The 26,918-nt window shown below is 61.7% G+C and carries 24 protein-coding genes; 14 read left to right on the top strand and 10 right to left on the bottom strand.

Translation table 11 applies throughout. The features are described 5' to 3' along the window. Positions 1-74 precede the first annotated feature (74 nt). The 10 genes from KGB07_RS19215 (at position 75) to KGB07_RS19170 (ending at position 11,351) form a co-directional block, all read left to right on the top strand. A complete protein-coding gene (locus KGB07_RS19215; protein WP_223466268.1) occupies positions 75-2,906 on the top strand; it encodes a LuxR C-terminal-related transcriptional regulator in 2,832 nt (943 codons plus the stop codon). A 305-nt stretch (positions 2,907-3,211) separates the two neighbouring features. Further along, positions 3,212-4,312, top strand: a complete 1,101-nt coding sequence (locus tag KGB07_RS19210; RefSeq protein WP_223466283.1) for an acyl-CoA dehydrogenase family protein — start codon at positions 3,212-3,214, stop codon at positions 4,310-4,312. A 27-nt stretch (positions 4,313-4,339) separates the two neighbouring features. Further along, positions 4,340-5,524 carry a lipid-transfer protein gene (locus KGB07_RS19205; RefSeq protein WP_223466267.1) on the top strand — a complete coding sequence of 395 codons (1,185 nt, stop codon included), beginning with the start codon at positions 4,340-4,342 and terminating at the stop codon, positions 5,522-5,524. Between the two features lie 29 nt (positions 5,525-5,553). Beyond that, positions 5,554-5,994 carry a MaoC family dehydratase N-terminal domain-containing protein gene (locus KGB07_RS19200; protein ID WP_046040403.1) on the top strand — a complete coding sequence of 147 codons (441 nt, stop codon included), beginning with the start codon at positions 5,554-5,556 and terminating at the stop codon, positions 5,992-5,994. A gap of 14 nt (positions 5,995-6,008) precedes the next feature. After that, the gene (locus KGB07_RS19195; protein WP_046040402.1) at positions 6,009-6,425 is read left to right on the top strand and encodes a MaoC family dehydratase; all 417 of its coding nucleotides are present in this window, start codon (positions 6,009-6,011) and stop codon (positions 6,423-6,425) included. 30 nt (positions 6,426-6,455) lie between these two features. Further along, entirely contained in the window at positions 6,456-7,280 is an 825-nt protein-coding gene (locus tag KGB07_RS19190; protein ID WP_223466264.1) for an SDR family NAD(P)-dependent oxidoreductase, read from the top strand. 205 nt (positions 7,281-7,485) lie between these two features. Then, the gene (locus tag KGB07_RS19185; RefSeq protein WP_223466263.1) at positions 7,486-8,130 is read left to right on the top strand and encodes a TetR/AcrR family transcriptional regulator; all 645 of its coding nucleotides are present in this window, start codon (positions 7,486-7,488) and stop codon (positions 8,128-8,130) included. After that, on the top strand, positions 8,127-8,759 hold the full coding sequence (locus KGB07_RS19180; protein ID WP_046040399.1) for an SDR family NAD(P)-dependent oxidoreductase: 633 nt from the start codon (positions 8,127-8,129) through the stop codon (positions 8,757-8,759). The genes KGB07_RS19185 and KGB07_RS19180 overlap by 4 nt, the downstream gene beginning before the upstream one ends. Before the next feature lie 84 nt (positions 8,760-8,843). Continuing rightward, a complete protein-coding gene (locus tag KGB07_RS19175; protein ID WP_223466262.1) occupies positions 8,844-10,424 on the top strand; it encodes an arylsulfatase in 1,581 nt (526 codons plus the stop codon). Positions 10,425-10,544: 120 nt separating this feature from the next. Further along, positions 10,545-11,351: a glycosyltransferase family 2 protein gene (locus KGB07_RS19170; RefSeq protein ID WP_223466261.1), complete on the top strand. Its 807-nt coding sequence runs from the start codon at positions 10,545-10,547 to the stop codon at positions 11,349-11,351. A gap of 75 nt (positions 11,352-11,426) precedes the next feature. On the opposite strand, the gene KGB07_RS19165 is transcribed toward KGB07_RS19170, so the two are convergent. The 3 genes from KGB07_RS19165 to mqo all read right to left on the bottom strand — a co-directional run bounded on the left by KGB07_RS19165 (position 11,427) and on the right by mqo (position 15,392). Beyond that, a complete protein-coding gene (locus KGB07_RS19165; RefSeq protein ID WP_046040396.1) occupies positions 11,427-12,071 on the bottom strand; it encodes a c-type cytochrome in 645 nt (214 codons plus the stop codon). Between the two features lie 10 nt (positions 12,072-12,081). Further along, a complete protein-coding gene (locus KGB07_RS19160; protein ID WP_223466260.1) occupies positions 12,082-13,341 on the bottom strand; it encodes a molybdopterin-dependent oxidoreductase in 1,260 nt (419 codons plus the stop codon). Positions 13,342-13,745: 404 nt separating this feature from the next. Then, positions 13,746-15,392 carry a malate dehydrogenase (quinone) gene (gene mqo / locus KGB07_RS19155; protein ID WP_046040394.1) on the bottom strand — a complete coding sequence of 549 codons (1,647 nt, stop codon included), beginning with the start codon at positions 15,390-15,392 and terminating at the stop codon, positions 13,746-13,748. Positions 15,393-15,802: 410 nt separating this feature from the next. Here mqo and ilvD point away from each other — a divergent pair, with 410 nt between their 5' ends. After that, positions 15,803-17,485 (top strand): dihydroxy-acid dehydratase, encoded by a 1,683-nt coding sequence (ilvD, locus tag KGB07_RS19150; RefSeq protein WP_223466259.1) that lies wholly within the window; start codon positions 15,803-15,805, stop codon positions 17,483-17,485. Positions 17,486-17,634: 149 nt separating this feature from the next. Here the strand turns inward: ilvD and KGB07_RS19145 are convergent, their stop codons facing one another. Beyond that, positions 17,635-18,285 (bottom strand): DUF2238 domain-containing protein, encoded by a 651-nt coding sequence (locus KGB07_RS19145; protein ID WP_223466258.1) that lies wholly within the window; start codon positions 18,283-18,285, stop codon positions 17,635-17,637. Between the two features lie 157 nt (positions 18,286-18,442). Here KGB07_RS19145 and KGB07_RS19140 point away from each other — a divergent pair, with 157 nt between their 5' ends. Beyond that, complete coding sequence (locus KGB07_RS19140) at positions 18,443-18,874, top strand: nuclear transport factor 2 family protein (protein ID WP_046040391.1); 432 nt, start codon at positions 18,443-18,445, stop codon at positions 18,872-18,874. 136 nt (positions 18,875-19,010) lie between these two features. On the opposite strand, the gene KGB07_RS19135 is transcribed toward KGB07_RS19140, so the two are convergent. Next, positions 19,011-19,826 (bottom strand): AraC family transcriptional regulator, encoded by an 816-nt coding sequence (locus KGB07_RS19135; RefSeq protein ID WP_046040390.1) that lies wholly within the window; start codon positions 19,824-19,826, stop codon positions 19,011-19,013. A gap of 133 nt (positions 19,827-19,959) precedes the next feature. Between KGB07_RS19135 and KGB07_RS19130 the strand changes: the two genes are divergently transcribed. Beyond that, positions 19,960-20,478: a carboxymuconolactone decarboxylase family protein gene (locus KGB07_RS19130; protein WP_046040389.1), complete on the top strand. Its 519-nt coding sequence runs from the start codon at positions 19,960-19,962 to the stop codon at positions 20,476-20,478. A 176-nt stretch (positions 20,479-20,654) separates the two neighbouring features. Here the strand turns inward: KGB07_RS19130 and KGB07_RS19125 are convergent, their stop codons facing one another. Next, a complete protein-coding gene (locus tag KGB07_RS19125; protein ID WP_046040388.1) occupies positions 20,655-21,743 on the bottom strand; it encodes a polyamine ABC transporter substrate-binding protein in 1,089 nt (362 codons plus the stop codon). Between the two features lie 54 nt (positions 21,744-21,797). Next, a complete protein-coding gene (locus KGB07_RS19120) occupies positions 21,798-23,099 on the bottom strand; it encodes an NAD(P)/FAD-dependent oxidoreductase (RefSeq protein WP_046040387.1) in 1,302 nt (433 codons plus the stop codon). 155 nt (positions 23,100-23,254) lie between these two features. Here KGB07_RS19120 and KGB07_RS19115 point away from each other — a divergent pair, with 155 nt between their 5' ends. Continuing rightward, positions 23,255-24,142, top strand: a complete 888-nt coding sequence (locus tag KGB07_RS19115; RefSeq protein WP_223466256.1) for a LysR substrate-binding domain-containing protein — start codon at positions 23,255-23,257, stop codon at positions 24,140-24,142. A gap of 14 nt (positions 24,143-24,156) precedes the next feature. Here KGB07_RS19115 and KGB07_RS19110 read toward each other — a convergent pair whose 3' ends face one another. From KGB07_RS19110 to KGB07_RS19100, 3 genes are all read right to left on the bottom strand, one after another. After that, the gene (locus KGB07_RS19110; RefSeq protein ID WP_046040385.1) at positions 24,157-25,665 is read right to left on the bottom strand and encodes a tripartite tricarboxylate transporter permease; all 1,509 of its coding nucleotides are present in this window, start codon (positions 25,663-25,665) and stop codon (positions 24,157-24,159) included. Positions 25,666-25,680: 15 nt separating this feature from the next. Then, complete coding sequence (locus KGB07_RS19105; RefSeq protein WP_046040384.1) at positions 25,681-26,163, bottom strand: tripartite tricarboxylate transporter TctB family protein; 483 nt, start codon at positions 26,161-26,163, stop codon at positions 25,681-25,683. 1 nt (position 26,164) lies between these two features. Next, on the bottom strand, positions 26,165-26,918 hold a 754-nt coding region (locus tag KGB07_RS19100), incomplete at its 5' end, for a tripartite tricarboxylate transporter substrate binding protein (RefSeq protein ID WP_223466254.1).

Below are 26,918 nucleotides of genomic sequence, written 5' to 3'. Positions count from 1 at the left end.
ATCCCGCCCATGGTCTGGGTTACACTCGATGAGATTCGGCGCACTCACAAAACAAAAAAGAATCGGACAGCCCCATGGATAAACACCGCAAGTCCAATGCATCGGACACCCATGCCAGCCAGGTCTTCAATCCGGTTCAGTCCCCGATCGTCAGTACCAAACTGACTCCGCCGCGCAGCGCGGGGCGCCTGATTTCCCGCGAGCGCCTGCAGGAGCAAATGCTCAAGGCCCGCCGCCTGCGTTGCATCGTGCTCAAGGGGCCGGCCGGGTGTGGCAAGACTTCGACCCTGATTGCCTGGCGCCAGGCGCTGTTGCCGCTGGGGTTCGATGTGGCGTGGCTGACGCTGTCGGCCGATGACAACGAACTGGCGCGCTTTCTTGACTATCTGTTGGCGAGCCTCGGCCAGATCGACCCGACGCTCGTGCGCGAAGCGACTCAACTGGAAGGTCGCGGCATCGACAGCGAAGCCGTGGAACGCACTGTCATCACTCTGGTGCGCAGCATTGCCAGCCGTGGCCGTGAGCTGGTGCTGGTACTCGACGACCTGCACCACCTGACAGACGTGGGCATTCATCAGGCCCTGCAATGGCTGATCGACTACGCCCCGGCCAACCTGCACCTGGCGCTGGTATCGCGCAGCGTCGTGCCGCTGTCCCTGGCGCGGTTGCGCAGCCAGGAACTGGTGCTGGAGCTGAACCTGCGGGACTTGCGTTTCACCGCCGCCGAATCCGAACAGTTCCTAAAGGCGCAGTTGGGCGAGATCAGCGCCCGGGACGCCCGGATGATGCATGACCTGACCGATGGCTGGGTCGCCGGCCTGCAACTGCTTGCCGTCAGCCGCAAAAAGAATCGCCCGCCTGCCGCCACAGAGGCAACGTCGGTGCAAGCGCAGCTACGGGACGATCAAGCCTTCGCCAGGTTTTTCGAAGTCGAAGTGTTGTCCCACCTGTCACCGACCGACCTGGACCTGTTGCTGCTCATGGCCGTGTGCAACCGTTTCTGCGCCTCGTTGTGCGCGGCCTTGAGCGGTCACCCGCAGGTGGTTGCCGAGGCGAACGCGCTGCTGACGCGGCTGGAGCGGGACAACCTGTTCCTGATTCCGGTGGACAGCACCGAGCGCGAAACCTGGTATCGCCTGCACCCATTGCTGCGCGAAACCCTGCTCAAGTATTTCGACTCGCGAAGCCACGCCGAGCAGCAAGCGGTGCACGTTCGCGCATGGAACTGGTTCCGCGAGCACAATCACCTGGATGAAGCGGTGCACCATGCGGTCATGGGCGGCGACCCGTCGGCCGCCGCCGATCTGGTGGAACAACACTGCGAGGCGCTGTACGCCCATGGCGACCTGCGCATGTTGATCGAGTTGGTGCGGCTGTTGCCGGTCGAACAGGTACAGGCCCGAGTCAAGCTGCGCATTCTCAAGACGCGGATGCAGCTGTATGCCAGGGACTTCGTGGCCTGCACCGCCAGCCTCGAACAACTGTTTCGCGACGTTCCCGAGAGCGAAGTCCATGACCGCTTCATGATCTCGCTGCTGCGCGCCTCTTTGGCCCTGCAGCGGGATGACACCGATGCGGCCATGACGGTCCTGCCGCAATTGCTCAACCCGCCTGCGGGCAGCAACAGCGTGGCCATCGGCTCCTGTGCCAACATCCTGTCCTGGCTGTACATGCACCGCGGTGAATACGAAAAGGCCCGGCAGGTGCAACTCGACCGGCCGAACCTGCTGATCAATGGCCAGCCTCTGTTGGGGACCACGGCGGGCAGCCTTCAGGGTCGTTGCCTGATCGGCTTGAGCCTGGCCCTTGAAGGCCAGATGACCCAGGCGGAACGGGTTTACCGCGATGTGTTGCATGAAGCCGGCCAATGCGGCAAGGGCGGTGCCGACGCGACTTATCTCTCCGCTGCGCTGCTTGGCGAAGTGCTGTACGAAACCAACGACCTCGACGCCGCGTTCAAGATGCTCTCGGGCTGGATCGACATTCTCGAACGGATCTCGATTCCCGATTCCGTGCTGCGTGTGCTGCAAGTGCTGTGGAATGTGCAATGGCTGGCGGGTAACCATCAGGAGGCCCTGGCGTTCGTCGAGCGCCTTGATGAGTACGCGATCAAACTCGGCCTGGAGCGCCTGCAAGCCTACTGCCTGACCTGGCAGGTGCGCTGGTTGCTGACACTCGGGGAAACCGCACAAGCCCAGGCCAAGCTGGCGCGCCTGGATGCCATCGACGCGCGCCACCCGGACGCCGGGCACACGGCACTCAAGGAAATCCACATCCTGGCCGAGAACGCCCGCGCTCGCTGGCAACTGGCGCAGGGCGACCTGGACGGCGCCTTCGCACGCATAGAGCAGCTGATCCAAACCTGTGAAAGGCACCGCCGCCAACTTGGAGCGGTACGCCTGATGGTGCTCAGTGCCGTGATCGAGTCCGAACGGGGTCACCATGAGCAGGCGCGGGACAAGGTCATGGAGGCGCTGCGCCGAGGGCAACGCTTCGGCCTGGTGCGCAGCCTCATCGACGCCCATCCGGACGGGTTGAAACTGATCTGCGATATCACCAGCCGGGAAGTCCTGGACCCGGTGCTGGCGTTTTATGTCGAACGCTTGCAGGCCGCCGGGGCCACAGCGCCTGCGGTCTCGAAAACCAAGCCCGCCACGGCGGCAACCAGCAAACCGCTGGCGGCCGGGATCGAGCCCTTGAGCGAACGGGAGATCGAAGTGGTTCGACTGCTGGCCCAGGCCCTGCCCAACAAGAAAATCGCCCGCGCCCTGGGGCTGTCCCCGGAAACCGTGAAATGGCACCTGAGCCATATCTACAGCAAGCTCGGCGTCAGCAGCCGCGATGAAGCGGTGGCGCGGGTGCGGGATCTGGAATCGCAGGGTGATCCAGGCACTGGTACTCACTAACTGCCAATAGAGAAACCTGTGGGAGCGGGCTTGCCCGCGAAGGCGGTGTGTCAGTCAACACAGATGTTGAATTTGCTGGCCTCTTCGCGGGCAAGCCCGCTCCCACAGGGATTGTGTTGTCTTCAGTGATTTTTTAACCGCCACCCACCTCGGGTGGCGTTCACTCGCGCCCCCCCACCTATCGTAACCCTCAGATCACAGGCGCAGTTCGCGCCTTGCGTAAGCGCTCGGCCTATGGCCGGCCTGGCATTTTTGAGGAGTCTTGCGTGCACATCGCCCGAACCGTTTTCCGCGACGACCATGAGATGTTCCGCACCACCGTGCGCCGTTTTTTCGAGCGTGAATGCCTGCCGCGCCAGGCCGCCTGGGACAAGGCCGGTCAGGTCGACCGGGAAACCTGGCTCAAGGCCGGCCGCGAAGGCCTGCTCGGCATCACCCTGCCCACTGAATACGGTGGTGGCGGCGGCGATTTCGGCCACTGCGCGGTGTTCAACGAAGAGTTCGCCCGGGCTGGCGTGAGCGGCGCCTACTTCGGCATGCACTCCGACGTGATCGCCCCCTACATCAACCGTTGCGGCAACGAAGAACAGAAACAGAAATGGCTGCCGGGCATCTGCGCAGGCGAAATCATCCTCGCCATCGCCATGACCGAACCCGGTACCGGCAGCGACCTCAAGGCCGTGCGCACCACCGCCGTGCGCGATGGCGACGAGTACGTGATCAATGGCAGCAAGACCTTCATCAGCAACGGCCTGACCGCCGACCTGGTGATCGTCGTGTGCAAAACCGACCCGGCCGCTGGCGCCAAGGGCATCAGCCTGATTGCCGTGGAAACCGGCCGCGCCGGTTTCAAGCATGGCCGCAAGCTGGAAAAGGTCGGCCAGCACGCCCAGGACACCGCCGAACTGTTCTTCGACAACGTCCGCGTGCCGGTGGGCAACCGTCTGGGCGAGGAAGGCCTGGGCTTCAGCTACCTGATGGGTGAGCTGCCGCAAGAGCGTTTCTCCATCGCCGTGTCCGCCGCCGCCAAGCTTGAGCGCCTGCTGGAGCAGACCATCGAGTATGTGAAAGACCGCAAGGCCTTCAACCAGACCGTGTGGGACTTCCAGAACAGCAAATTCAAACTCGCCGACATCAAGGCCCAGGCCACCGCCCTGCGGGTGATGGTCGACTACTACCTGGGCGAACACATGCGCCGCCGGCTGACCCTCGAAGAAGCCGCCATCGCCAAGCTCCACACCACCGAAACCCTGTGGAAATGCATCGACGACATGGTCCAGCTGCACGGCGGCTACGGCTACATGATGGAGTACCCGATTGCCCGCGCGTTCGTCGACATGCGCGTCAACCGCATCTACGGCGGTACCAGTGAAGTCATGCGCGAAATGATCGCGCGCAAGCTCTGAACCTCTCAAACAACAAGGAAAACAACGATGAGCAATAAAGTGTTCGTTGCTGGCGTCGGCATGATCCAGTTCAAGAAACCGGGGACCAACGAGCCCTACGACATCATGGGTGAACAGGCGATTCGCCTGGCCCTGGCCGATTGCGGGCTGGACTTCAGTGACATCCAGCAGGCCTACGCCGGCTACGTCTACGGCGACTCCACCTGCGGCCAGAAAGCCCTGTACCGCGTGGGCATGACCGGCATCCCTCTGATCAACGTCAACAACAACTGCGCCACCGGCTCCAGCGCGCTGTTCCTGGCCCGGCAGGCCGTGGCCAGCGGTGCGGTGGACTGCGCCCTGGCATTCGGCTTCGAACAGATGAATCCGGGCGCATTGAAGTCCGCCTGGACCGACCGCGCCCCGGCCACTGAGCGCGCCCTCAAGCTGACCAACGAACTGGTGGGCATGCCCGACCTGCCGACCGCCATCCGCCAGTTCGCCGGTGCCGGTCACGCGCACATGCAGAAGTACGGCACCCGGCTGGAAACCTTCGCCAAAATCCGCGCCAAGGCCAGCCGCCATGCCGCCAACAACCCGCTGGCCGTATTCCGCAACGTAGTCACCCCGCAAGAAGTCCTGGCTGCGCCAATGTTGTGGGAAGGCGTGCTGACCCGCCTGATGGCCTGCCCGCCAACCTGTGGCGCCGCTGCGAGCATCGTGGTGTCGGAGGCTTTCGCGAAAAAGCATGGCCTGCGCACCGACGTGCTGATGGCCGGCCAGGCCCTGACCACCGACCTGCCGAGCACCTACGACGCCAAGGACATGATCCGCGTGGTTGGTTTCGACATGACGCGCATGGCAGCGGACATCGCCTACAACCAGGCGGGCATCGGTCCACAAGACATCGACGTGATCGAGCTGCACGACTGCTTCGCACAGAACGAGCTGCTGACCTACGAAGGCCTCGGCTTGTGCGCTGAAGGCGGCGCCGAGCAACTGGTCAACGACGGCGACAACACCTACGGCGGCAAGTGGGTAACCAACCCCTCCGGCGGCCTGCTCTCCAAGGGTCACCCGCTGGGCGCCACCGGCCTGGCCCAGTGCTACGAGCTGACCCACCAACTGCGCGGCACCGCCGAACAGCGCCAGGTGCCGAACGCGCGCATCGCCGTGCAGCACAACCTCGGTCTTGGCGGTGCCTGCGTCGTCACCGTGTACCAGAAAAACTGAAGCGACCGGGTAATCAAGGAGTCACTCAGATGATCGACAAAAAACACATCGGCAGACAACTGCCCACCTTCCTCGCCACCGCCGAAGCCGGGCAACTGCGCTTCTTCGCCAAGGCCACCGGGGAAACCAACCCGGTCTACTTCGACGAGCAGGCCGCTCGCGATGCGGGGCATCCGAACCTGCCGTTGCCACCGACCTTTCTGTTCTCGCTGGAATTCCAGATCCCGTCCAACGCCTGGCGCTTTGAGCTGGGCATCGTCACCGCACGCATCCTGCACGGTGAGGAGTCGTTCCGTTATCACCGCATGGCCTATGCCGGCGACACCCTGCGCTTCGACGTGCGCATCGCCGACATCTACGACAAAAAAGGCGGCGCACTGGAATTCGTGGTGCGCGAGACCCGAGTCACCAACCAGCACGGTGAGCACGTCGCGGACCTGCGCAGCGTGCTCGTGCAGCGCAACAGCTGAAGCGGAGAATCCTGATGAACGCGATTAGCCTGGAAAAAATCAACATCGGCGACACCCTGCCACCGCTGGCGCTGCCGCCGATAAACCGCACCACCCTGGCGCTGTTTGCCGGTGCGTCGGGCGACCACAACGCCATTCACATCGACACCGATTACGCGCGCAAAGCCGGCATGGCCGACGTGTTCGCCCACGGCATGTTGTCGATGGCCTACCTCGGTCGCCTGCTGACCCAGTGGGTCGATCAGCGTCAGTTGCGCGAGTTCGGCGTGCGCTTTCTCGGCATCACCCACCTGGGTCATCAGATCACCTGCACCGGCACCGTCGTCGAGCGCTTTGAAGTCGACGGCGAGCAACGCATCAAGGTCGAAGTGCGCACCACCAACCAATACGGCGACACCAAAATTGTTGGTGACGCTGTGATCGCTCTGTAAACAAACCCAAGAATTGAGGAGCAACACCCCATGGCAAAACTCGAAGGCAAAGTCGCACTGGTCACCGGTTCCGGTCGTGGCATCGGCCAGCAGATCGCCCTGAAACTGGCAAGCGAAGGCGCGCGCATCGTGATCAACGACCTGGACGCCGATCCGGCCCATGAAACCGCAGAACTGATCCGCAAGATGGGTGGCGAAGCCGCGGTGTGCCACGGCAACGTCAGCGCCCCGGATTTCGCCGAGCGCTACATCAAGACCGCGATGGACAACTTCAACGGCATCGACATCGTCGTCAACAACGCCGGCTACACCTGGGACGACGTGATCCAGAAGATGACCGACGAGCAGTGGTACGCGATTCTCGACTGCCACATGACCGCACCGTTCCGCATCCTGCGTGCCGCCTACCCGATCATCAAGGCGCAGGCCCAGGCGGACGCCGCAGCAGAGCGCGAAGTGTTCCGCAAAGTGGTGAACATCTCGTCAGTGTCGGCGCTCAACGGCAATGCCGGGCAGATGAACTACTCCTCGGCCAAGGCCGGTGTACTGGGCATGACCCGCGCGCTGGCCCGGGAATGGGGCCGCTTCAAGGTCAACGTCAACGCCGTGGCCTTCGGTTTCATCGAAACCCGCATGACCAGCGCCGACGCCCATGCCGGCGCCACGGTGAACATCGAAGGCCGCGACATCCGCGTCGGCATCAGCCCGGAAGCGGCCAAATCGTTTGCCCAGCGCAACCCGCTGGGCCGCCCGGGCACCACGAAGGAAGCGGCCGACGCCGTGTACCTGTTCTGCTCGCCGGAGTCGAACTACATCACGGCCCAGACCATCGCGGTGGCCGGGAATCTGCAGTAACCGACAAGCACCAAGCAAAACCACTGTGGCGAGGGAGCTTGCTCCCGCTGGGCTGCGAAGCGGCCCCCGACAATCTGTCAGTTGCTGCGTATCGGCAGAGATACGACTGCTTCGCAGCCGAACGGGAGCAAGCTCCCTCGCCACAACTGCCCCCTCGCCACATTGGCTCTGCTGACTTTGAGATCGATGACCGCAGGATCACACCATGAACATGACTGAAACCAATATCCGCCAGGCTGCCATCAAACTGATCTCGCGCAATGGCTACGGCTCGATGAGCCTTCGGCAGCTGGCGGCTGAATCGGGGATCAACCCCTCGACGCTGTACCTCTATTACCAAGGCAAAGGCGAGTTGCTGCTGGAGCTGGTTCTGGAATATTTCCAGGGGATTTCCCAGGCATGGGCACGCAGCCGCCCCGCCGTTGCGCGGGCCGATACGAAACTGCGCACGTTCATCGCCTGCCATGTGCGTTATCACCTGGAACATCAGGATCAGGCCATTCTCGGCAACCTGGAATTGCGCAGCCTGGATGAACAATCCCTGACCCAGGTCCGCCAGGCGCGACGGGTTTACCTCAAGGGTCTGCAAGATCTGCTGGAGCAAGGCGTGCGTGAAGGCTCGCTCAGCTGCGCCGAACCAAAACTGATGGCGCGCACCCTGTTCAACATGCTGACGCATGCCTGTGTCTGGTATCAAGCCGATGGCCGCTGGAGCGTCGACGACGTGATCCGCCATTACTCGGAACTGGTGCTGAAAATGCTCGGTGCCGTGCCCATCGCATCACCTCGCCCACCTCTGCGCCGTGCGGCCATTACACGCCGCACTATGCCGATGGAGGCAGTTTCATGAGCGACCTCATGCAGCCCTTTTCCATGGCCGGCAAAACCGTATTGGTAGCCGATGCCACCACCCGGCTCGGCGCCCATTTCGCCCGGCTGATCAGCCTCGCCGGCGCCCGTGTGGCCCTCGGCGCGCAATACCCTGCGCAACTTGAGCAGCTGGTAGCCGACCTGCGCTGGGAGGGTGGTGAAGTGCTGATCGTCAGCCTCGACAGCGCCCGCCGTCCCAGCATCGAAGCGGCGCTTGAGGCCGTCGAGGAACGCTTCGGCAGCATCGATGTACTGATCAACAACAGCGCCGAGCGTGAGCATGTGGTGCTGAACAATCACCTGGTCCATTGCACCAGCCTGCACATGATCAAGGCCGAACGTGGCGGCAGCATCGTCAACATCGAACCGCCGCCCCGACCGATCAGTGAGCCCAACCCTTGTTTGCGCTCCAACAGCAGCCTGATCCGCATGAGCCGGGCCATGGCCCAGTCACTGACGCCGCACCGGATCCGGGTCAATGTGATTGCCGCCGGACGCGGCAACGACGCGGGTCTGCAGGAACTCAACGGTCCCTTGCTGTTGCTGGCCAGTGGCGCGGGTGCCAGCGTCACCGGTGCGGTGTTGCATATCGACAACCACGCCACCTGATATGGGTGGCGTTTAGTTTCTGACGCCCCTTGAACATCGGAACCGGTCGCCCTGCGCGACGCCCGTCAACAAGGAGCCAGTCAGATGACTCGCATAAAAAAGTGGCTGCCGAAACTCGCCTTGGTGGCGACAACGGTCATGGCAATGGCGGCGAATGCCGCTGACAAACCCAACATCCTGGTGATCTTCGGCGATGACATCGGCCAGACCAACATCAGCGCCTATTCCATGGGTGTGGTCGGCTACAAGACACCGAACATTGATCGCATCGCTCACGAAGGCATGCTGTTCACCGACTACTACGCGGAGAACAGCTGCACCGCCGGGCGCTCTTCGTTCATCACCGGCCAGTCACCGCTGCGCACCGGCCTGACCAAGGTCGGCGTGCCAGGGGCGCCGATCGGTATCCAGAAGCGCGACATCACCCTCGCCCAGGCCCTCAAGTCCCAGGGTTACGCCACCGGCCAGTTCGGCAAGAATCACCTCGGCGACCGCGACGAATACCTGCCGACCAACCACGGTTTCGATGAGTTCTTCGGCAACCTGTACCACCTCAACGCCGAAGAAGAACCCGAGCGCCCGTACTGGCCCAAGGACGACCCGGACTTCGTCAAATCCCGGACTCCCCGTGGCGTGATCCACAGCTACGCCGACGGCAAGATCGAAGACACCGGCGCACTGACCACCAAGCGCATGGAAACCATCGACGACGAAACCACCGCCGCCGCGCAGGCGTTCATCGAGAAACAGGCCAAGGCGGACAAACCGTTCTTCGTCTGGATGAACACCACCCGCATGCACGTGTTCACCCACGTGCGCGAGTCGATGAAGGGCCAGAGCGGCATGCCCGGCAACGATTACGCCGATGGCATGATCGAGCACGACGGTGACGTCGGCAAACTGCTGAAAACCCTCGACGACCTGAAAATTACCGACAACACCATCGTCGTCTACACCACCGACAACGGCCCGAACCAGTTCTCCTGGCCGGACGCGGCGACCACGCCGTTCCGTAACGAGAAGAACTCCAACTGGGAGGGTGCCTATCGCGTACCGGCGATTGTGCGTTGGCCGGGCAAGATCAAGGCCGGTGAAGTGTCCAACGAGATGTTTTCGGGCATGGACTGGTTCCCTACCCTGCTCGCGGCGGCTGGCGATACCGAGGTGAAGGACAAGCTGTTGAAAGGCTGGTCACCTATCTCGGGCGGCACCAGTTTCAAGGTGCACCTGGACGGCTACAACCAGTTGCCCTACCTGACTGGCCAACAGCCTAAAGGGCAACGCCGCGAGTTCTACTACTTCAACGACGACGGCGTGCTGGTGTCCATGCGCTTCGACAACTGGAAAGTGGTCTTCGCCGAACAGCGCGAACCGGGTGGTTTTGCGGTATGGAGCAGCCCGTTCGTGCCGCTGCGGGTGCCCAAGCTGTTCAACCTGCGCATGGACCCGTATGAGCGGGCTGACCTGGTCTCGGACCAGTACAACGACTGGCTCGTGAAGAACTCCTACCTGCTGGCCGCAGGTGTGGCCAAGGCTGCGCGCTTCCTGCAGACCTTCATCGAGTACCCGCCGAGCCAGAAACCCGCCAGTTTCAGCGTTGATCAGATTCGCGCGGCGGTCGATGCGAAAATCGAAGAGAGGCAGAAAAACCAGGCCAAACCCTAAGCGCCTCTCCAAGCCGACGCCGACTGAATGCCAACGGCCAACCCGCCCAGGTGAAATTAAGCTTGGGCTAAGGTTGTTCCTTTAATCTTCGACACTTTCGGGTCGTCGAGCATTTCGAAGATGGGTAGTGTCGATACAAACGCCAAACCTCCGTTCAGCATCGTTCTGGTTAATTACAAAACCCCGGAGCTCACCAGGATCTGCCTGGAGCTGTTGCAGGAGCATGTCCAAAAAGCCGGCATTGCGGTCTGGGTGGTCGACAACGGTTCGGCGGACGCCAGCGTCGAATATTTGCGCTCGCTCGACTGGATCAACCTGATCGAGCGCGATGCCCCTACCAAAGAGCCGGGGCACATCGCCCACGGCAAAGCGCTGGACATGGCGCTGGCCAGGGTCAGCACCGACTATCTGTTCCTCATGCACACCGACACGTTCGTCTTCGATGCAAACGTCTTTGCGATGATGATGGAGCACTGCACCAAGGATCAAAACGTCATCGCGGTCGGTTGCACCGAGCAACTCAACCGCGGACTGCCAAGGACCGTTTGGCGCTTCACCTCACGCCTGATCAAGCACCACTACCGACGCTTGAAGCAATCGCTGGGCCTGCGATCAAAGGAGCCGAAACCCTACCGGGAAACCTACGTGAAAAGCTTTTGCACGCTGTGGAATGGCAGACTGATGAAGCAGCAGGGATTGCATTTTCAGATCGATGACCGTGTGCCCGGTTATGAGCTGCAAGACCGCGTGATCGGGCTTGGCTACAAAGTCGTGTTTCTTTCTCCCGGCAAAATCTTCAAGTACCTGGATCACGTCCAGTCCGGCACCGTCGCTGCTGCGGGCGGCTATGGCCAAGATCACCGGCGGACCAAAATGTACCAGGACATTCTCAAGCGCTTCGGCGCGACCAACTCCTCGATGTCTTGAATAAACCCGCACCACAAAAAAGCCCACTGATCGTTGCCGGTTCAGTGGGCTTTTGTGCATCAGGCTAACGCTGATTCACTGCTTCATGATGAACGTCGCCAGGCTTTTCAGGTCGTCCGAGCTCAACTGCGCGAACGGTGGCATGGGCACATCCCCCCACTTTCCGCTACCGCCGTGCTGAATGCTCGACATTACCCGGGCCAGCCCCTGCGGGTCATTGGCATACTTGGCCGCCACATCGTGATAGGCCGGGCCGACGACCTTATGATCGACCGCGTGACAGGACAGGCAGGCGTTGTCCTGGAGCAAGGCCGAGGCAACTTTCGCTACCGACACCGTGGGTGGCTGATCCGCCGGCGGGTTGGAGACCGCCTGAACATCGGCATCGCTCGCCTTCGCACTGCCGTAAGTCACCGCCAGGTAAGCACCGATAACACTCACATCCTGGTCGCTGATCGGAGCGCCGTACACGTGCTGCATCTTGCCCGCTTCGGCGGTCCACTGCGCCAGGCTCATGCCCGGCGGCTGGAAGTTGATGTAATCGGCCGAATGGCAGACAGAACACTTCTGCTGCGCCAAAGCGTAGCCAGGCATCGTGCTGGGCTTGAACACCGCCGTTTCAGGCGGCAGCGTAATGGACAGCGGCGCGGCGCCAGCCAGGGTGGTGAGAAAAACCGGAGCCGCGCAGAGCAAGGCGGTCATGCATTTCACAAGTTTCATGCGGCCCTCCTCAGGCGACGGTCACGTGGGTGGTTTCGACGACGTGGCGGCGGTAGCCAGCGGGGTTCCAGTCGGCTTGCAGCGGCTGCGTCTCGCCGGCACTGTTGCTGGCTCGCACCATCAACAGAGTGGCGCCCTTGCTGGTAAAGGTGATCGGCAGTGTCCACTCACGAAAGGAGAAACGGCCAAGGTCCTGCCCGACTTGGGTCTCGCGCCAGGTTTTTCCACCGTCGATCGACACCTCAACCTTGTTGACCCCAACGCCCCCGTCGAAAGCGATGCCCTTGAGCAGCACGCTTTTGTTCAGCGGCATTACATCGCCGTGTTTAACGCTGGTGATGAAACTGCGCACCGGCAATTTGGAAATCGGCAGGGTTTTCGCCGCCGTGGTGCCGGGGGCAATGCAGAAGCAATCGTTATCTGGAACCCGGTAACCCTTGGCCATGAAGAAACCGTCGAAGGTATGGTCGACGACTTCGATCTCACTCAGGTGCTTGACCCAGTACGTGCCAAAATAGCCTGGCACCACCAGACGAATCGGGTAACCGTTGAGAAATGGCAGGTCGGTGCCATTCATCGACCAGGCGATCATCGGCTCGCCGTCCATGGCATGGCTGATGTCCAGCGCCTTGATGTACTCCGGCGTGCTTGGCAGCACGGGTTTATCGAGCCCACGGAAGGTCACTTGTTTGGCCTCGGCTTTTACCCCCGCCTTTTCCAGCACAGCCTTGAGCGGTACCCCCACCCACCGCGCATTGCCCATTGAGCCATTGCCCAACTGAGCACCGAACACCCGAGGCATCGAGAAGCCACGGCTGTTGCCCGAACACTGATTGACGGCCACCACTTCCACCGGTTCGGCGAGGGCCTTGAGCTCAGCGAGGGACAATGACAGCGGCGTGTCGACCGAGCCCTTGATCGTCAGGCGGTAGCTGTCCGGATCGATGCTGGTCGGGAAATTGGCCAAGTGGTAACGCACGAAAAAGGCGTCATTAGGCGTGATCGGCCCTTCGTTGAAGACGGGGAATGGCGTCTCCAGATGCGGCGGCCGCGTGGTCACCAGGGTCAACGGGCGTTTTTGCGGGTATTGCACCAGCGGTCGTGGGCCGGCGGCAAAGGTCACTTCCTCCGCGGATTCGCTGGCCGCTGCGGATTCGTCGGCTGCCCTGGCCAGGCTTGCCAACGGCGAGGCCGCCAAAGCCAGAGTGAAAGCATCGCGTAAAACCCGCCGACGGGTCGGTTTGCTGTTGTCTACAAAGCTGAACTTCATTCTGCGCTCTCTATGATTTGTTTTATTGAGATGCAACTGACTGTGGGAGCGAGCTTGCTCGCGATGTCGTTAACGATAGCGCGTGCTTACTGACTAACCGTAGCGCACTTGAGTCAATCGTCGGAACGCCGCCCGGAGCAAGCTCGCTCCTACAAATTCCCGCCAGGGCGGAGAGGTATCAGGCTTACGGTTTCGCCTTACCGTGGTCGGTAAACAAATCAGTATCGTCAGGGCCAAACTGTCTGCTTCTCATTGAGCGTCAGTGACTTGACAATTGATGACAGGCCCCCCCGTTATGGACGGCGTAGACACTCCGGGTTCAAAGCGCTGCCTGTGCCATCGCCCACAAAAAAGCCCACTGACCGTCGCCGGTTCAGTGGGCTTTTTTTGATCCAGCAGTCTAATTAGAGAGCCATATCACTCGCAGCATTAGCCTTCGGTGCCTTAACAGCAGTGTCGACAGTCACTGGTGTCACGGCCGGTGCGATCACCGCGGGTGGCGGAGTCAGTTCCAGCACCTTGGCGGTGTAGGCCCACTCTTCAGCGACTTTCTCAGGGCTGGCGTTCAGCTGAGTGCCGTAGCTCGGTACGATCTGGTGCAGTTTTGCCTGCCAGTCAGGGGTCGCGACCTTGTCCTTGAAGACTTTCTGCAGCACGGTCAGCATGATCGGTGCAGCGGTCGATGCGCCTGGGGAGGCGCCCAGCAGGCCGGCGATGCTGCCGTCTTGGGAAGCGACGATTTCGGTGCCCAGTTTCAGCACGCCACCGGCGGCTTCGTCACGCTTGATGATCTGCACGCGCTGGCCGGCTTGCCACAGGCGCCAGTCTTCAGCCTTGGCGTTCGGGAAGTACTCTTTCAGAGCGTTCATGCGGTCTTCGTCAGACAGCATCAGCTGGCCTGCAAGGTACTCGACCAGCGGGTATTCCTTGATGCCGACCTTGGTCATTGGCCACACGTTGTGCGTGGTCGTGGTGGTCAGCAGGTCCAGGTACGAACCTTCTTTCAGGAACTTGGTGCTGAAGGTCGCGAACGGGCCAAACAGGATCACGCGCTTGCCGTCCAGCACGCGGGTGTCCAGGTGCGGAACCGACATCGGCGGAGCGCCAACGGAGGCTTTGCCGTAGGCCTTGGCCAGGTGTTGCTCGGCGATGGTCGGGTTCTCGGTCACCAGGAACGAGCCTCCTACCGGGAAGCCTGCGTATTCCTTGGCTTCAGGAATGCCGGACTTCTGCAGCAGGTGCAGGGCACCGCCGCCGGCGCCGATGAACACGAACTTGGCGTCGGTTTCGGTCTTGCTACCGTCTTTGAGGTTCTTGTAGCTGACGCGCCAGCTGCCGTCTTCGTTCTTGGTGATGTCCTGCACTTCGCTGGACAGCTTCAAGTCGAACTTCGGTGTGGTTTGCAGGTGTGCAACGAACTGGCGGGTGATTTCGCCGAAGTTCACGTCAGTACCCAGCGGACTCCAGGTGGCCGCGATCTTCTGGCTCGGGTCACGCCCTTCCATCATCAGCGGCACCCACTGCTTGATCACAGCCGGGTCTTCGGAGTACTGCATGCCAGCGAACAGCGGGCTCGCTTGCAGGGCTTCGTAGCGTTTTTTCAGGAACTTGATGTTGTCATCACCCCACACGAAGCTCATGTGCGGCGTGGAGTTGATGAACGAACGCGGGTTCTTCAGCACGCCTTGCTGAACCTGCCAGGCCCAGAACTGACGGGAGATCTGGAACGCTTCGTTGATTTCAACGGCCTTCGGGATCGAAACCTTGCCGTTCTCGTCTTCCGGGGTGTAGTTCAGCTCGGCCAGGGCGGAGTGACCGGTACCGGCGTTGTTCCAGCCGTTGGAGCTTTCCTGGGCGACGCCGTCGAGGCGCTCGACCATTTCCATCGACATGCCAGGTTCCAGCTCATTGAGCCACACACCCAGGGTCGCGCTCATGATGCCGCCGCCGATCAGCAGCACATCGACTTTCTTTGCCTCTTCCGCGTGGACGGAAGACATCCCCATGGACAAAGCCAGCCCCAGCAGGGCCGTGTTCACTTTCTTAAACATCTGTAGCACCTATGATAAAACGCCATCCGCCCTTCCATCCTCACGCGCACAGCCCCATGTTTCACGGCAGTCACGGGTGCGGCACTCAAGGATTGCAGGGTGGGCACACAAGGCCGATGAACCGCATCGGCCCCACTTTAATGTCCCTTCTGAACTGACTTTTTATCTTTATTGGCTTCAGCTACTTGAGCGACAGTGATTCCGTCGGCACGTCTCAAGGACATGCAAACTGAACAGGTCAAACCAAGTTGGCGCGAAGAATATCACGACAAGGCTCACCCGCGCGTCTGTTCCAGACCGGTTAGTCCGGGCCCGGGCGCCCGGCCTTCTATACTCATCCTGTTTTTCACCATGAGTGTGTGAGGAACAGCCTTGAGCGAAAGTAACAGCCATGAGCGATAGGAGCAGTCATGAGCGACAAAGACGATCTGCGCAAGTACTCCTCTCAAGTGATCGACGGCGTGGAGGCCGCTCCGGCACGCGCTATGTTGCGGGCCGTGGGCTTTACCGATGCAGACTTCACCAAGCCGCAGATCGGCATCGCCTCCACCTGGGCCATGGTCACGCCCTGCAACATGCACATCGACAAGCTGGCGCTCGAAGCTGAAAAAGGCGCGAATGCCGCCGGTGCCAAGGGCGTGATCTTCAACACCATCACCATTTCCGACGGCATCGCCAACGGCACCGAAGGCATGAAGTATTCGCTGGTGTCCCGCGAGGTGATCGCTGACTCTATCGAAGTGGTCACCGGTTGCGAGGGTTTCGACGGCCTGGTGGCCATCGGCGGCTGCGACAAGAACATGCCGGGCTGCCTGATCGGCATGGCACGGCTGAATCGCCCGTCGATCTTTGTCTATGGCGGCACCATCCAGCCGGGCGCCGGCCACACCGACATCATTTCCGTGTTCGAGGCCGTGGGCCAGCACGCGCGGGGCGATATCAGCGAGATTCAGGTCAAGCAGATCGAGGAAGTGGCGATTCCCGGCCCCGGTTCCTGTGGCGGCATGTACACCGCCAACACCATGGCCTCGGCCATTGAAGCACTGGGCATGAGCCTGCCCGGCTCCAGCTCCCAGGACGCCATTGGCGGCGACAAGGCCTCGGACAGTTTCCGCGCCGGCCAGCAGGTGATGGAGTTGCTCAAGCTCGACCTCAAGCCTCGCGACATCATGACCCGCAAAGCCTTCGAGAACGCCATTCGCGTGGTGATCGCCCTCGCCGGCTCGACCAACGCTGTGCTGCACCTGCTGGCCATGGCCAACGCGGTGGATGTCGAACTGACCCTGGATGACTTCGTCGAGTTGGGCAAGGTTTCCCCGGTGGTCGCCGACCTGCGCCCCAGCGGTAAATACATGATGAGCGAACTGGTGGCCATCGGCGGCATTCAACCGCTGATGAAGCGCATGCTCGAGGCCGGCATGCTGCACGGCGATGTGCTGACCGTCACCGGCCAGACCCTGGCGGACAACCTGGCCAGCGTGCCCGACTACCCGGCCGGCCAGGACGTGATCCGGCCTTTCGACCAGCCAATCAAAAAGGACTCCCACCTGGTCATTCTGCGCGGCAATCTCTCGCCCACCGGCGCCGTGGCCAAGATCACCGGCAAGGAAGGCCTGCGCTTCGAAGGCACGGCCCGGGTCTATCACGGCGAGGAAGGTGCGCTGGCCGGCATTCTCAATGGCGAAGTGCAGCCCGGCGACGTGATCGTGATCCGCTATGAAGGCCCTAAGGGCGGCCCGGGCATGCGCGAAATGCTGTCGCCGACGTCGGCGGTCATGGGCAAAGGCCTCGGCAAGGAGGTGGCACTGATCACCGACGGACGTTTCTCCGGTGGGTCCCACGGTTTCGTGGTCGGTCACATCACGCCGGAAGCCTTTGAAGGCGGGCCGATTGCGCTGGTCGAGAATGGCGACAGGATCATCATCGATGCAGAGACCCGGCAGATCACGGTGGATGTCTCCGATGCGGTGCTGGCCGAGCGCAAGTCGCGCTGGGTGCGGCCGGAATCGAAATACAAGCGCGGGGTGTTGGCCAAATATGCGAAGACGGTGTCCAGTGCATCGGAGGGCGCTGTGACCGATAAATATCTTTAATCCCCGACCTGTAGGAGCTGGCTTGCCAGCGAAGGCGGCCTTGAATTGTGCATCGATCTTTCGGACCTCTTCGCCGGCAAGCCAGCTCCTACAATGCTCTGCAACCTCAAAGCCCGCGACAGCTGCCCCGGCCAAAGCGGTCTGCCCGATCACCTTGCTGTGGTCATCGAGTGTTCTTGCGCCATGCCGCGCAAAGACACCAGCAACAGACTGACAAACGCACCGGCGACCGCGATGGCCATGTCCTTTTGCGAATCCCACGGGTCGTTTTGCGCGCCGACGAAGGCGGTCGCCGTGTCATTGCCCAGGAAGGCCCCGCCGATCCATTCCACCAACTCATACACGGCGGAGGTCGACAGCATGATGTTCAGGGTCACGAAAAACAGCCAGAACCCGCGCAGCGGCGTCAGTCGCCGCAGGACTTCACGCACCGGATAAGCCAGCAGCAGCCCGTAGCTCAGATGCACCAGTCGGTCGTAGTGATTGCGGTGAACACCAGGCGCCCGGTCGAAACTGAAGCCCAACCACGCCGAAGACCAATGATCGTAAGGCACCAGAGAATAGGTGTAGTGGGCGCCCAGTTCATGCACGCACAGAAACGCAAACACCAGCGTGATGGACATCGCCGACAAGCGGAATCGCCGAGAAACCGCGACCAAGGTCCCCACCAGCAACAGCACCAGCAGGTTTTCCAGCGCCCAGTCCACCCGGCTGCGGGGAGAAAACCCCGACACTCCGACAATCAGCACAAACACCATGAGCAACGTCAGGTCGAGCCGTAAACGCGGGTCAAGCTGCATGGCGCAATACCTCAAAGTCAGGACATCGCCCTTTTAACTTCGAGGCAAGGGTGCCAGGCAAGTTCGCTTTTTTCCTTCACCTCATGATAGGTTGTACGATGACTGACGAATGTTCTTCCAATCATCGCGCTATCCCTACAACAACAAGGAAACACCCATGAAAAAAGCAAAAGTGCTGATCGGTTTTCTGTGCCTGTTCAGCGGCTACGTCGCCGCCACCCCGGCTGTCGCAGACAAGGACGTGGCCCAGGCGGTCGACCACCTGACCCAGGCCATGCTGCACAAAGACATCCCGGAGCTGAACGCCTTGACCGCCGAAAACCTGACCTACGGGCACTCCAGCGGCAAGATTCAGGACAAGCAGGCCTTCATCGCCGACATCGAAACCGGCAAAAGCGCCTTCAAGACCCTTGAAATGCAGAACCAGACCATTACCGTCTCCGGCGATGTCGCACTGGTCCGTCATCACTTCTCGGCGCAAGCGCTCAAAGGCACTGAAGTGGTGCCAACGGAAATCGAAAACTTCCAGATCTGGCAAAAGCAGGACGGTAAATGGCTGTTGGTAGGACGTCAGGCGTTCAAGTTCTGATGTACGCGTAAAGAAGCCGCACCGCTAGACCTGTGGGAGCGAGCTTGCTCGCGATGACGGAACGTCAGTCGACAGCATAGGTGTCTGACACACCGCTATCGCGAGCAAGCTCGCTCCCACAGGGGAATATGCAAGGTCAGTTGCCCTTCCACTCCCGCGGGCTCATCCCGGTCTTGCGCCGAAACGCCCGGGCCAGCGCCGAGGGACTTTCGTAGCCGACCTCCTCGGCGATCAACGCAATCGGTCGACCTTCGCGCAGGCGTTTCTGCGCCAGGCTGATGCGCCAGCTCACCAGGTAATCCACCGGCGTCTGCCCGACCACCCGGCGAAAGTGCTCGGCGAAACTGGCCCGCGACATGTTGGCGGCGACCGAGAGCTCGGCCACGCTCCAGGCCTTGGCCGGGTTTTCGTGCATCAGGCTCAGGGGCCGCGCCAGGCGCGCATCGGCGAGGCCGGCCATCATGCCCGGTTGCTGGCCAGTGGTGCTCAAGATGTGCCGCAGTAACAGAATCACCAGCAGCTCGAACAGGCGATCCATCACCGCTTCGCGTCCGCACGTACCGTCAAACGCCTCGTTGAACAGCCATTCCAGGGTCCCGGCCAGGGTCGGGATTTCATCGAGCTTGAGCACCAGATAATCCGGCAGCGCCGCCGCCAGGGCATTGCCCGCTCCGCCGTCGAAATCCAGGGTCGCGCACACCAGTTGCGTGCCGGACGCTTCAGACGCGAACAGGCGATGTCGATAGGGCCGGGGGAAAAAGATCAGGCTCGGTTCGGTCAGTTGCAGGTCCGGCTGGTCGCCCATCTTGAGCAGCAACTCGCCCGCTTGAAGCAGGTGCAAATGACCGCTGGTCTGTTGGCCGTCGTAGGCGGCGGTGCCGCAGAACGTACCGCTATGGAAGGTGCCGGCATTGACGCCGAAGTGTGTGAGCAACGTGGACAAGCGATCCATGACAGGCTCCCGGAAGCAGTTCTGGACGATCTGTCGCATATCCTCGACGATTTGCACCCAATACGCCAGACCTTCTCCCTAACATGAGCTCCGTACCCAGCGCATTCCGCGCCTTACACCACGGAGTATCACCATGACCCGCATTGCCCCGATCAGTCTGGAACACGCCACCGACGCCACCCGCCCGCTGCTGGAAGGCGTGCAGAAGAAAATCGGCTTTCTGCCCAACCTGTTCAAGGTACTGGCCCACGCCCCGGCGGTGCTGGCCTCGTATCTGCAAAACTCGGCCGCACTGGGCAAGACGTCCTTGAGCGCCACGGAAAAAGAAGCGGTGTTCCTTGCCACCTCGCAGGTCAACGGCTGCGACTACTGCCTGGCCGCTCACACGCTGTTCGCCAGTAAGGCCGGGCTGTCGGGCCAGGACATTCTCAGCGCACGTCAGGGTGAGCTCAACGCCTATGCCACCCTCGCCCGCCAAGTCACCGAAAGCCGTGGTCACCTGACGGTCGAACAGATCGCCACAGCCCGTGCTGCCGGCATCGATGACGGCAAGATCATCGAAGTGATCGCCCATGTGGCCTCGCAGACATTGACCAACTACCTGAACAACGCAGCGTTGACCGACATCGACTTCCCGGCTATCGACGCCTGAATGAATCGTTGACTCAGGCAAACGAGTAACCGTGGCGAGGGAGCTTGCTCCCGTTGGACTGCGCAGCAGTCCCAGCTTCTCGTATGAAGAGCCGGGGCCGCTTCGCTGCCCAACGGGAGCAAGCTCCCTCGCCACAGGTGCAGTGTCACATCTGATTGACCGGAATCACCAGTCGGTCAGGTATTGGTTTTCAACTTGGTCCACAGCCGCGTGCTCAACCGTGCGATAGCCGCGGGCAAGTCCTCGACGGTAAACAGCTTGTCCATCACGCTCTTCGGCGGATAGATTGCCAGGTCCTGCTTCACCGCCGGGTCGACGAAGGCATCCGCCGCACTGTTGGGATTGGCGTAATGGATGCTGTTGCTGATGTTGGCAATCACCTTCGGCTCCAGCAGGTAGTTCATGTAGGCGTAACCGTTCTTCTCATGCGGCGCGCTCTTGGGCATGACCACCATGTCCAGCCACAACGTGGAACCTTCGTCCGGGATCGAGTAGGCAATATCGATCCCGTTTTTCGCCTCCCTGGCGCTGGCGGCGGCCTGCACGATGTCACCGTTGAATCCGATCACCGCGCAGACGTTGCCGTTGGCCAGGTCGCTGATGTACTTGGAGGCATGGAAGTACTGGACGTAAGGCCGGATCTTCAGCAGCGCCTGCTCGGCTTTCTTGTAGTCGGCCGGCTCATGGCTATGGGGCGGCAGGCCCAGGTAATTGAGGGTGATCGGCAGGATCTGCGTCGGGTTGTCGATGATCGCCACCCCACACTCGCTGAGCTTCTTGATGTTGTTCTCGTCGAAGAACAGGCTCCAGGAATGGGTGACGTCGGTATTGCCGAAGATCGCCTTGATCTTCTCGACGTTGTAACCGATGCCCGCCGTGCCCCACATATACGGATAGCCGTACTGGTTGCCCGGGTCGTTGACCTCAAGCTTTTTCATCAGCGCCGGGTCGAGGTTTTTCCAGTTGGGCAACTGGCTCCTGTCGAGTTTCTGGATGGCGCCGGCCTTGATCAGGCGCGACAGGAAGTGGTTCGACGGGCTGACCACGTCATACCCGGTGTTGCCGGTCATCAGCTTCGATTCCAGCACTTCGTTGCTGTCGTGGATGTCGTAGGTCGCCTTGATCCCGGTTGCCTGGGTGAAGCTGGGCAAGGTGTCGTCGGCGATGTAGCCGTTCCAGTTGGAAATATTGACGGTTTCGTCGGCATACGTGGCGGCGGAAAAGGTCGAGATCAGGGCCACAAGGGAAAGCGTATTGACGCGCATGTTGAATCACCTTCGATGGGAAGTGCTTTTGTTCTTGTTGTGAAATGGGTGTTTTCAGATTTCGCTTCTGGCCCGGACCGTTTCCACGCGCATACGCAGCATGGCACCGATGTCGAGCAACGGCTTGGGCGGCAGCCAGCCGGGCTGCGCCCGTTGAATGACCGACTGCGTCAGCGGCGAATCACGACCCGAGGCCCACTCCGCCAGCAAGCGGCCCCACAACGTGCCCCGCGCCACGCCGGAACCATTGCACCCGGCCACGGCGAAAACGCCCTCCTCGACTTTGCCGAAATACGGCTGCCCGGAACGCGAAGCGCTGAGATGGCCGGTCCAGGTGTATTCGATGTCCTGCTCGCCAAGCATCGGGAAACGCCGTTGCAACCCCAGCACATGGTGTTGGCGGCGGGTCGACAATTCGCTCAATGACAGATCCCGGGAGCGGTATTCCGCGGTGTTGCGGATCATCACCCGGCGATCCGGGGTCAGGCGCACCGTGGCCCCGAGCGGACGGGTCGACAGCACGCCCCAGGACGCTGGCGCACCGAGGGCTTCAAACTCTTGATCGCTGAGGGGCCGCGTGAGGCTGGCGCTGAGTTCCATCGCGAATGTACCGCTGTCATCGATGCCCGCGCGGGGGATGAAGGCGTTCAGGCAGACCAATACCTGTTTGGCCTCGACACAACCGTTTTGGCCCCGGGCGCGAATTTGGCCGTTGCCCTGGCGCTCAAGGCCTGTGATATCGGTGTTCTCGTAGACCGTCACTTTCGGCGGCAGGGCATCGAGCAAGCCCCGAGCGTACTTCGCCGGTTGCAGCAGCGCATTGCCGTTGCCGCACCAGATCGCGGCGCGGTAGTGCCGGCTGCCGAGTTTTTCGAGCAACGACTCGCCTTGCAGAAACTGCGCGCTGGCGCCCACGGCACGCAAGGTCTGCAGCTTGGCATCGACCTGGGTCAGCTTGCGCGGATCGCTGACGGCAAAGAAATAACCCGACTCCCTGAAATCGCATTCGATGCCATGGCGGGCAATCTGCTTACGGACCTCGTCGGCGGCTGCGCGGCCGATGGACGTATCCACTTGATACCCGGCAAACCCGTCGCTACCCAGTAGCTCCCCAGCGGCAGGATGCTCATGGGCCACCACAAAACCGGAGTTGCGCGCCGAAGCGCCTTGCGCAGCCCGCTGCCGGTCAACGACCACGATGCGTGCCTGGGGGTGCAATTGCGCCAGGGCATGCGCCGCACTGAGGCCGGTGATGCCGGCACCGATCACCAGCCAATCGGCCTGTTGCGTGCCCTTGAGCGGCTCACGCAGGGGTGAACTCCCCGCTTGCGCAATCCAGCCACAGATATTTTCCATGTGTCACCTCAGGTTCTTGTTCTGCGTTCCGTCTCGACCCACTGCATGCAGGATTTGCATAAATGGTTTTCGAAGACGGTGGCGATGACTAGAATCTAAAGGCTCCAAACGCGGGCAACCAACGTTATTAAATCATCGAGGTATTCTGAAAACGCATGGACAAGATTCGCCACGTGCCCTCGCTGCAGGGCTTGCAGGCCCTGGTCGAAGTTGCCGGGTCGGGCAGCTTCACCCAGGCGGCGCAAAAGCTCTGCCTGACCCAAAGCGCCGTGAGCCGACAGATCCAGCAACTGGAGAGCCACTTTGGCGTGGCGCTGTTTGTCAGGAGCAGCCGCAGCCTTCAACTGACTGCCGAGGGCGAACAGGTGCTGACCAGCGCCCGCAGCATCCTCGAACAGCTGCGCACCCTCGAAGACCGGCTCGCGCCGAAAAAGCGCCCGTTCCGCATTCGCATGCACGTGTCACTGGCGGTGCGCTGGTTGCTGCCCAGGCTGAGCGAGTTCTACCGGCATCACCCGGACGTATCCCTGGCAATCGAAACCGTGGCCACCGAAGTGGTCGAGCCGGCCAGTGACAGCGATGCCTATATCCTTTACCTGCCCGAGCCGTCCGGAGCGCCGGATTGCCTGACCTTGTTCGAGGAGGCGTTGGTGCCCGTGTGTGCACCAGGGTTTGGCACCCCGACCCGGCCATTGGCTTCGCTGGAGGACCTGTCGGGGTTCGCGTTGCTGCACCGCTCCTCCGATCAACATGACTGGCAGGTCTGGCTGTCAGCCCATGGCGGCAAGTCGTTGCATGACTATCGGCACATCCCCTTCAACCTCGACGAACTGGCGCTCGATGCCGCCGCCCGGGGCCTGGGCGTGGCGATGACCGACATGACCCTGGCCGGTGAGTCGATTCAACGGGGCGAACTGGTGATCCCGTTTGGTGAGCCGTTGAAGACCGGGGGGATTTACTCGCTGTGCCTGCAACCTTCGGCCGCCGCGCATCCGGCCTGCGCACCGGTCATGCAATGGTTCACCGCGCAAACCACTGCATGACCCTGTGGGATTGCTCAATCATCCTCATGCAACTTGATGCCGCGTTTATGCAACACATGGGGCACAACCAGCACCAGCAGCGTCAGGGCGAGGAAGAACGCCGAGATCGGTTGCGTGAGGAACACCGTCCAGTCGCCCTGGCTGATGGACAAGGCGTTGCGCAGTTGTTTCTCGGCCATCGGCCCCAGCAGCATGCCGACGATCACCGGGGCGACGGGGAAGTCGAAACGGCGCATCAGCACCCCGCCCCAGCCAATGCCCAACATCAGGATCAGGTCGAAGGAGGAATGGCGCATGCCATACACGCCGATGGTGGCGAAGACCAGGATGCCGGCGTTCAGGTACGGCCGGGGGATTTGCAGCAGTTTGACCCACAGCCCCACCAGCGGCAGGTTCAACACCAGCAGGATCACGTTGCCGATGTACAGCGAGGCCACCAGCGTCCAGACCAGCTCCGCGGAGGTTTCGAACAGCATCGGCCCCGGTTGCAGGTTGTAGTTCTGGAACGCCGCCAGCAGGATCGCCGCGGTGGCGGACGTCGGGATGCCCAGGGTCAGCAACGGCACCAAAGACCCGGTCGCGCTGGCGTTGTTGGCCGCTTCCGGGCCGGCCACGCCTTCGATGGCACCCTCACCCTTGTTGGCGGAAAACTCCTTGGGGTACTTGCTGAGTTTGCGTTCGGTGGAATAGGACAGAAAGGTCGGAATCTCCGCGCCACCGGCCGGAATCGAGCCAAACGGAAAACCGATCAGCGTGCCCCGAAGCCACGCGGGCACCGAGCGTTTCCAGTCGGCGCGGGTCATCCACAACGAGGTCAGGCGATGCCGTCCTTCGTTTGATTCGGTTTGATAGAGCAGGCTGTACAAGGCCTCGCCCACCGCGAACAAGCCGACCGCCACCAGCACCACCTCGATGCCGTCCACCAGTTCCGGCACGCCGAGGGTGTAGCGGGCAATGCCCGAGGTCGAGTCCAGACCGATCAAACCGATGGTCAACCCGACACCCAGCGAGGCAAACCCGCGCAGCATCGAAGCGCCGAGCACCGCCGACACGGTGGTGAACGACAGCACCAGGATCGCGAAGTATTCGGTCGGGCCGAAATTCAGGGCCAGCCTGGCCACGATGGGCGCAAACAGCGTCAACAAAATCGTGGCGATGGTGCCGGCGACGAATGAGCCGATCGCCGCCGTCGCCAGCGCAGGTCCGGCCCGGCCGTTGCGTGCCATGAGGTTGCCTTCCAGGGCGGTGACCATGGAAGACGACTCTCCGGGCGTGTTGAGCAGGATCGAAGTGGTGGAGCCACCGAACTGCGCGCCGTAATAAATACCGGCGAACATGATTAGCGCGCCGGTGGGGTCGACCTTGGCGGTGATCGGCAACAGCAAGGCCACCGTCAGCGCCGGCCCGATCCCCGGCAACACGCCGATGGCGGTACCGAGCAGGCAGCCGATGAACCCCCACATCAGATTGATCGGCGTCAGCGCCGAGGAAAACCCCATCGCCAGGCTTGAAAGAATGTCCACGGTGTCGATCTCCTTTCAAAGCCAGATGTTGATCAGCGACGGCAGGGAAACCCCAAGCCCGGCGTTGAACAGCCAGTAGATCGGCAGGGTCAAGGCAATGCCGATGGCCAGGTCCCGCAGGGGATGACGGCTGCCGAACCCCCGCGCCGCACAGGCAAACAGCAACCCGGCGGCCAGCACGAAACCGATCAGGTTGATCAGCACCGCCACCCCGACAAGCCCCGCTGTCACCCATGCAGCACCGGTTTTGCCACCCGGCACCGTGGTGGCGTCGTTATCCAGCTCGCGAAAACCGCCACTGACGGCCTGATACCCCAGCAGCAGGCCCACGGCACCCAGAAAGGCTGCCACGACATAGGGGTAAACGTACGCCGGGAGGATGACGAAACCCATTTCGGGCGGAAACCGGTAGGCGCCCATCGCCAGCACGACACTGATGGCGATCAGGCCGATGCCGACCGCCAATTGCGTCGGCACCACTGCGCGCTGTGTGGCCATCTCAGAGCAGCCCGACCTTGACCAGCATGGCGTGCAACCGTACGTGTTCTTCTTCGACGAATTTGCCGAACTCATCGCCGGTCAGCACGCTGGGCGTCCAGGCGTTGGTCTGGAGATTGTCTTGCCAGACCTTGCTGTTGGTGGCGGCCATGACCGCGTCGATCACCTCTTTACGCTGCTGCGGGGTGAGGCCCGCTGCACCGTAAACGCCACGCCAGTTGCCGATCGTCACGTCATAACCGCTCTCCTTGAGGGTCGGTGCATCAATGCCGGGAACCCGCTCCGGCGCGCCGATGGCCAGGACGCGGAACTGACCGGTCTTGATGTATTGGCCCAGCTCGGCGTAACCGCCGGTGATCACCTTGAGCTGGCCGCCCAGCGCCTGGGCAACCACCTCGCCACCGCCACCAAAGGCCACGTAGTTGACCTTGTTGACCGGCACATCCAGCTTGCCCGCCAGCTCGGCGATGCCGATGTGATCCACCGAGCCCTTGGAGCCGCCGCCCCAGGTGATGCTCGTCGGGTTGGCCTTGAAGGCCTTGATCAGGTCATCGAGGGTCTTGTATTCAGACTCCTTGCGCACGGCGATCACGTTGTACTCGGTGAACAGCCGGGCAATGGGCGTCACATCCTTCAGGCTGATCTGCGGTTTGTTCTGTTCGATGCCCGCGACCATGATCGCGCCGACCACCAGCAATGCATTCGGGTCACCCTTGGTGCTGTTGGCAAATTGCGCCAGCCCCAGGGTCCCGCCC

The sequence above is a fragment of the Pseudomonas sp. GL-RE-26 genome (genome assembly GCF_019956275.1).
In the GTDB taxonomy this organism is placed as follows: domain Bacteria; phylum Pseudomonadota; class Gammaproteobacteria; order Pseudomonadales; family Pseudomonadaceae; genus Aquipseudomonas; species Aquipseudomonas grandcourensis.
The sequence above is the reverse complement of the archived record's forward strand: the minus strand, read 5'-3'. Positions and strand labels throughout refer to the sequence as shown.

What these genes read in the sequence shown, in the direction of transcription:
- KGB07_RS19190 (WP_223466264.1), top strand. Translation starts at nt 6,456, where the DNA reads ATGGCAAAACTCGAAGGCAAAGTCGCACTGGTCACCGGTTCCGGTCGT.
- KGB07_RS19115 (WP_223466256.1), top strand. Translation starts at nt 23,255, where the DNA reads ATGGACAAGATTCGCCACGTGCCCTCGCTGCAGGGCTTGCAGGCCCTG.
- KGB07_RS19210 (WP_223466283.1), top strand. Translation starts at nt 3,212, where the DNA reads ATGTTCCGCACCACCGTGCGCCGTTTTTTCGAGCGTGAATGCCTGCCG.
- KGB07_RS19125 (WP_046040388.1), bottom strand. Translation starts at nt 21,743, where the DNA reads ATGCGCGTCAATACGCTTTCCCTTGTGGCCCTGATCTCGACCTTTTCC.
- KGB07_RS19180 (WP_046040399.1), top strand. Translation starts at nt 8,127, where the DNA reads ATGAGCGACCTCATGCAGCCCTTTTCCATGGCCGGCAAAACCGTATTG.
- KGB07_RS19195 (WP_046040402.1), top strand. Translation starts at nt 6,009, where the DNA reads ATGAACGCGATTAGCCTGGAAAAAATCAACATCGGCGACACCCTGCCA.
- mqo (WP_046040394.1), bottom strand. Translation starts at nt 15,392, where the DNA reads ATGTTTAAGAAAGTGAACACGGCCCTGCTGGGGCTGGCTTTGTCCATG.
- KGB07_RS19200 (WP_046040403.1), top strand. Translation starts at nt 5,554, where the DNA reads ATGATCGACAAAAAACACATCGGCAGACAACTGCCCACCTTCCTCGCC.
- KGB07_RS19135 (WP_046040390.1), bottom strand. Translation starts at nt 19,826, where the DNA reads ATGGATCGCTTGTCCACGTTGCTCACACACTTCGGCGTCAATGCCGGC.
- KGB07_RS19215 (WP_223466268.1), top strand. Translation starts at nt 75, where the DNA reads ATGGATAAACACCGCAAGTCCAATGCATCGGACACCCATGCCAGCCAG.
- KGB07_RS19160 (WP_223466260.1), bottom strand. Translation starts at nt 13,341, where the DNA reads ATGAAGTTCAGCTTTGTAGACAACAGCAAACCGACCCGTCGGCGGGTT.
- KGB07_RS19145 (WP_223466258.1), bottom strand. Translation starts at nt 18,285, where the DNA reads ATGCAGCTTGACCCGCGTTTACGGCTCGACCTGACGTTGCTCATGGTG.
- KGB07_RS19175 (WP_223466262.1), top strand. Translation starts at nt 8,844, where the DNA reads ATGACTCGCATAAAAAAGTGGCTGCCGAAACTCGCCTTGGTGGCGACA.
- KGB07_RS19205 (WP_223466267.1), top strand. Translation starts at nt 4,340, where the DNA reads ATGAGCAATAAAGTGTTCGTTGCTGGCGTCGGCATGATCCAGTTCAAG.
- KGB07_RS19140 (WP_046040391.1), top strand. Translation starts at nt 18,443, where the DNA reads ATGAAAAAAGCAAAAGTGCTGATCGGTTTTCTGTGCCTGTTCAGCGGC.
- KGB07_RS19185 (WP_223466263.1), top strand. Translation starts at nt 7,486, where the DNA reads ATGAACATGACTGAAACCAATATCCGCCAGGCTGCCATCAAACTGATC.
- ilvD (WP_223466259.1), top strand. Translation starts at nt 15,803, where the DNA reads ATGAGCGACAAAGACGATCTGCGCAAGTACTCCTCTCAAGTGATCGAC.
- KGB07_RS19120 (WP_046040387.1), bottom strand. Translation starts at nt 23,099, where the DNA reads ATGGAAAATATCTGTGGCTGGATTGCGCAAGCGGGGAGTTCACCCCTG.
- KGB07_RS19130 (WP_046040389.1), top strand. Translation starts at nt 19,960, where the DNA reads ATGACCCGCATTGCCCCGATCAGTCTGGAACACGCCACCGACGCCACC.
- KGB07_RS19165 (WP_046040396.1), bottom strand. Translation starts at nt 12,071, where the DNA reads ATGAAACTTGTGAAATGCATGACCGCCTTGCTCTGCGCGGCTCCGGTT.
- KGB07_RS19105 (WP_046040384.1), bottom strand. Translation starts at nt 26,163, where the DNA reads ATGGCCACACAGCGCGCAGTGGTGCCGACGCAATTGGCGGTCGGCATC.
- KGB07_RS19170 (WP_223466261.1), top strand. Translation starts at nt 10,545, where the DNA reads ATGGGTAGTGTCGATACAAACGCCAAACCTCCGTTCAGCATCGTTCTG.